At 40.4% G+C, this 952-nt stretch carries 1 protein-coding gene; it reads left to right on the plus strand.

The window, feature by feature from the left end:
• Positions 1 to 81: 81 nt before the first annotated feature.
• The coding region (locus tag G3O08_RS20735) for a transposase (RefSeq protein WP_163287355.1) at positions 82 to 952 on the plus strand (871 nt) is incomplete at its 3' end.

The following is a 952-nucleotide window of genomic DNA, read 5'->3' on the forward strand; positions in this document are numbered from 1 at the left end:
AAAGTTAAAAAGTGCAGCATTTTTATTACTTTAAGATTCTGAAAAACAGTATCTTAAAGGCGTAATTCCAAATACGTAAAAATGCTGCAATCCAAAGATATTAAAAATTTGTCAGAGCTGACTACTTCTTTTTGTTCCACCCACCGCAAGGTCGAATTCTTTAGAGAGTTTATAAAAATTTTAAGGTTGGGGAAATTACATTCAATCTTTAGCAAGGTGAAGCAAAAAGGCATCCCGGCTCTATGCTTAATTGAAATTTTAATTTGTTCGGTGTTTACTGGTCAAAAGAATGTACATCGCTTGGTGGGCAGCTTTTGGGGTGAACTGGCGAGTTACGGAAAAGATGCGTATTACAGAATCAAGGGCAATGGTCGCATTTACTGGCGCCAGTTCCTTTTTGGTGTGGCACGTCAAGCGGTAGAAAAAACCCAAGACGGTAAATGCCAGAGTGATACTACTGCGCTGATTTTTGATGACACCGTCTTAGAGAAAAGCGGTCGTACGATAGAAGGTGTATCAAAGATTTGGGATCATGTTATAGGCAGGTCAGTGCTTGGCTATCAACTTCTGGTCATGGGCTACTACAATGGTGGGGTATTCATTCCGCTGGATTTTTCCTTTCACAGAAGGGGCATGAAAAACAAAAAGAAGCCTTACGGTCTCAAGTTGAAACACTACAAAGATCAATATCGGAAAGAGCGGGCAAAGGACAGTCCTGGTCAAGAGAGAAAAAAGGAACTCGATACGGACAAGATAACTGCTGCGGCTAAAATGATACAGACTGCTGTAAAGAAAGGATTTGCGGCGCAGTATGTGCTAACCGATAGTTGGTTTACCTGTTGGAAAATGGTGCATGCAGCTAAAAAAGCCGGCTTGCATTACATCGGCATGTTTTGCAAGGTAAAGACTCTTTTTAAATACAGAGGTAAAAACATGACCTATAAAGCTATAA

The organism is Cryomorpha ignava (assembly GCF_010686655.1).
Lineage (GTDB): Bacteria > Bacteroidota > Bacteroidia > Flavobacteriales_D > Cryomorphaceae > Cryomorpha > Cryomorpha ignava.